The following is a 4,165-nucleotide window of genomic DNA, read 5'->3' as shown; positions in this document are numbered from 1 at the left end:
AAATATTTAATCTCCCTGGAGGGACACTAAAACCTGGAGCTGTAGCCGACATTATCCTGATAGACTTAAATTATCCATGGATTGTAAAATCCGATAATATGTTTTCGTCTTATCGCAACACCGCTTTTGAAAAGTCCCAATTTTCAGGACGCATTGTAGAAACTTATGTGTCAGGCAAGCGTGTCTATGCCTTAGAAAGTTAACATATGAATATGAGCAATTTACAATTTTCGTCATATAATCTTTCAGAAATCATCATTTCGATTTCTCTGGGATATTTTTTTGGCTCTATACCTTTCGGATTATTGCTTACGCGTATATCAGGCTTAGAGGACATAAGACAAGTTGGATCTGGTAATATTGGTGCCACCAATGTTCTTAGAACTGGGAATAAGACGCTTGCTCTCATCACTCTCATTCTTGATGCAATCAAGGCAACTTTTTCTGTCGTGCTTGTTTCAATATTATTCGGTAGAAGTTTCGGAGAATTGGCAGGGTTTTTAGCACTTATAGGACATACGTTTCCTATTTGGCTTAAATTTAAAGGTGGCAAAGGAGTTGCCACATGTATAGGTGCCCTATTTGCCCTGAATCCATATTTCAGCATAATTTTTGCCATTGTCTGGATATCTTGTTTCTTAAAAACCCGTTACTCTTCAAGTTCCTCATTAATTGCAACACTTATCACTACAATTACAATCTGGATAACAACTTCAGAAACCAATTTAGCCGTCATGTTTACACTCATGACAGCAATCATTTACTTAAAGCATATAAGTAACATACAACGTTTAATCAAAGGATTAGAATCAAAAATCGTGTTAGTAAAGAATAAAAATGACAAGTTCTGACTCCCAGAAAAAGGGTGTGCACTTAACAGATGATCAACGAATTTCTTGGTTGCGCCTCATTCGCAGCGATAATGTTGGCCCAGCAACTTTCCGTGAAATGATTAATTATTTTGGGTCTGCCGAACAAGCCCTTGAAATGATCCCCGAGCTTTCCAGACGAGGAGGAAGAACCAAGTCAATCCGTATTTGTTCACAAGAAGAAGCAGAAAAAGAATTTGAAAGAGCCGAATCTTTCGGAGCACGCTTTGTCGCTCTGAGTGAACCAGATTATCCACCAGCACTCCGCTATATAGATTCGCCTCCTCCACTTTTAGCCGTCAAAGGCAACATACACATAACGACTACAAAGCCTGCTATAAGCATTGTTGGAACTCGCAATCCTTCAATAGGTGGAATAAAATTTACAGAAATGATTACTCGAGAAATAGCAAGAGAGGATTATATCATAGTATCAGGATTAGCACTTGGTATAGATACTACCGCTCACCGTGCCAGCCTTCAAACAGGGACAATCGTTGCAATGGCAGGAGGATTAGATTGTGTTTATCCACCAGAAAATTCCAAGCTATTGGAAGAAATTTGGAATGGAAGCGGTTTGGCAATCAGCGAAATGCCTTTCGGATGCGAACCACGAGCTCACGATTTTCCTCGTCGAAATCGTCTCATTGCGGGAGTGGGATTAGGGTTGGTAGTCATAGAAGCAGCTAAGAGATCGGGATCTCTTATCACGGCTAGACTTTCAGGAGAATTTGGTCGATTGGTCTTTGCTGTACCTGGATCACCACTTGATCGCCGTTGCGAAGGAACCAATGAACTGATCAAAGATGGAGCCATCCTGATTACTTCTGCTCACGATGTTCTGCAAAATTTGCAGCCACAAATAGATAAAAACTTCTTTTCATCATCTAGCTCTTCCACGTATATTGAGGATATAGACGTCGCTAATGCCAATGCCCCTGATTGTGAACATGATGAAAGGATAAAAATAGCACAAGCGTTGAGTTGCGTTCCTGTCCATGTAGATGATATCATACAGCACGCAGGAGTGGAAGCTCCCATTGTTTATCTTGTCCTCTTGGAATTAGATCTTGTAGGACGGCTTTGTCATCATCCTGGTGGAATGGTATCCTTAGTGATGCAAATACCTTCATCGTGATTTTCTGGAGAACTCCTTGAGTTTAGATTACATCCTAATTTCTCTATTCTTTATCTACCGAAAAATCAGAATAGCCTTGAAAAAAGTTGTACTCTTATAGAATTTTCAGAGTTGTAGAAAACAGTCTGCGTTTAATACTTGCCGTGAATCGTAAAAGCCTCTTAAAAGAAATCTTAATCCTGTTTTCAAAGTTGAAATGTTTATGAATAAATTGCCATCTATCTTGATCAAGTCCCATTATATCAGGATAAAAAACCATATTTAAACGTATTTGTATTTAGAGATAAGAAATGAATATTGTAGTTGTGGAATCACCCACTAAAGCAAAAACGATCGGTAAATACCTAGGACCTGATTATACGGTATTAGCCTCTTTCGGACATGTCCGCGATTTACCATCCAAAACAGGCTCAGTCCTTCCTGAAAAAGATTTTCAAATGATTTGGGAAATCAACAAACCTTCTCAAAAACATATGGAAAATATTGTTCGTGCTGTCCAATCTTCTGAAAATTTAATTCTGGCCACTGATCCTGATAGAGAAGGAGAAGCCATATCTTGGCATGTCTTTGATATCCTTAAGGAAAGGAATCTTCTAAGCAAAATAAAAGTTACACGTGTAGCATTTAATGCGATAACCAAGCAAGCGGTACTGAACGCCATGAAGAATGCGCGTGATATTAATCCTGCCCTTGTAAATGCTTATCTAGCCCGACGCGCATTGGATTATCTTGTGGGATTCAATCTCTCTCCAGTCTTATGGCGCAAGTTACCAGGAGCTCGCTCTGCAGGAAGAGTGCAATCAGTAGCATTGCGACTAATATGCAATCGTGAATCACAAATAGAATGTTTTATTTCTGAAGAATATTGGCTTTTATCCGTTTTGTTAGAAACACCTCGCGGAGAAAGTTTCACGGCACGCATCGTAGATATAGATGGAAAAAAAATTACAAAGACCTCTATTCGCAATAGAGAAGAAGCCTATGCGATCGCATCTTTTTTGGAAAAAGCAACCTACGTTGTGACAAAGATAGAAAAGAAAATCGTTAAACGCAATCCTGGACCAGCTTTCACTACCTCTACACTGCAACAAGCAGCATCGTCCCGTCTAGGATTTTCCGCGACACACACTATGCGAATAGCACAAAAATTATATGAAGGAATAAATCTTGACGGCGAAACCCTTGGTTTAATCACTTACATGAGAACTGATAGCGTACAAATTTCCTCTGAAGCTCTTAATGCAGCACGTCGTTCTATAGTCACCTGTTTCAGCGATCGTTATCTAACCGAAAAACCTAGGATATACTCTGCTAAAGCCAAAAATGCCCAAGAAGCGCATGAAGCCATACGTCCAAATGATTTTAGTCGTTTACCCATTACAGTAAAAAAATTTTTGGATTCGGATCAATTTCGTCTTTATGACCTTATCTGGAAACGCAGTATTGCTAGTCAAATGGCTTCAGCTGAATTTGAAAGAACAACCGTTGATATTAGGGCAGTTTATGGAGATCAAACTGCAAATCTTCGAGCTATTGGATCTTATCCATATTTTGACGGATTCCTCGCTGCCTGGGAAGAGAACAATGACCAAGAAAAGGTTCCCGACGAAGAAAAACTTTTACCGCATATAAAAAACAACGAGCAACTTTTTGCCAAAAAAACTAATGCAACACAGCATTTCACTGAGCCTCTTCCTCGCTACTCAGAGGCTTCTTTAATCAAAAAGATGGAAGAGCTAGGCATTGGACGCCCTTCTACTTATGCCGTAGTTTTAAGCACGCTTTGCGACCGCGGTTATGTAATTTTAGATAAACGCAGACTTTTACCTCAAAGCACAGGAAGAATAGTCACAGCATTCCTGGAAAATTTCTTTAGCCGATATGTAGAATATGATTTTACAGCCGATCTTGAAGAAGAACTTGATGAAATATCTGCTGGAAAACTTGATTGGAAAGACGTATTACGTAAATTTTGGAAAGACTTTATTGAAAAAATTGACGGTACAAAAGAATTACGAATCTCCAATGTCATTGATACCCTCAATAATACATTACGTTCCTTAATATTTCCTCCAAGAGAAGACGACGATGACTGTCGTACATGTCCCGCTTGCAAGAACCATCAATTGTCCTTAAAAATCAGCAAATATGGCGCTTT

3 protein-coding genes and 1 pseudogene are annotated in these 4,165 nt (G+C 39.2%); all 4 read left to right on the top strand.

The annotated features are described in order from the left end of the window. Positions 1-203, top strand: a pseudogene (locus tag H0G72_RS05560) (dihydroorotase); the annotation flags it as partial. 3 nt (positions 204-206) lie between these two features. Beyond that, positions 207-851 (top strand): glycerol-3-phosphate 1-O-acyltransferase PlsY, encoded by a 645-nt coding sequence (plsY, locus tag H0G72_RS05555; protein WP_310649500.1) that lies wholly within the window; start codon positions 207-209, stop codon positions 849-851. Continuing rightward, positions 838-2,007 carry a DNA-processing protein DprA gene (gene dprA / locus H0G72_RS05550; protein ID WP_182017781.1) on the top strand — a complete coding sequence of 390 codons (1,170 nt, stop codon included), beginning with the start codon at positions 838-840 and terminating at the stop codon, positions 2,005-2,007. The genes plsY and dprA overlap by 14 nt, the downstream gene beginning before the upstream one ends. Positions 2,008-2,297: 290 nt before the next feature. After that, positions 2,298-4,165: type I DNA topoisomerase (gene topA, locus H0G72_RS05545; RefSeq protein ID WP_182017780.1), on the top strand; the 1,868-nt coding region annotated here is incomplete at its 3' end.

This window comes from Candidatus Liberibacter sp. (assembly GCF_014048425.1).
Lineage (GTDB): Bacteria > Pseudomonadota > Alphaproteobacteria > Rhizobiales > Rhizobiaceae > Liberibacter.
Note: the sequence above shows the minus strand (reverse complement) of the source record. Positions and strands in the feature narration are given on the sequence as shown.

Bases quoted from the DNA above. Each gene is read 5' to 3' on its own strand.
- plsY (WP_310649500.1), top strand. From the start codon at position 207: ATGAATATGAGCAATTTACAATTTTCGTCATATAATCTTTCAGAAATC.
- dprA (WP_182017781.1), top strand. From the start codon at position 838: ATGACAAGTTCTGACTCCCAGAAAAAGGGTGTGCACTTAACAGATGAT.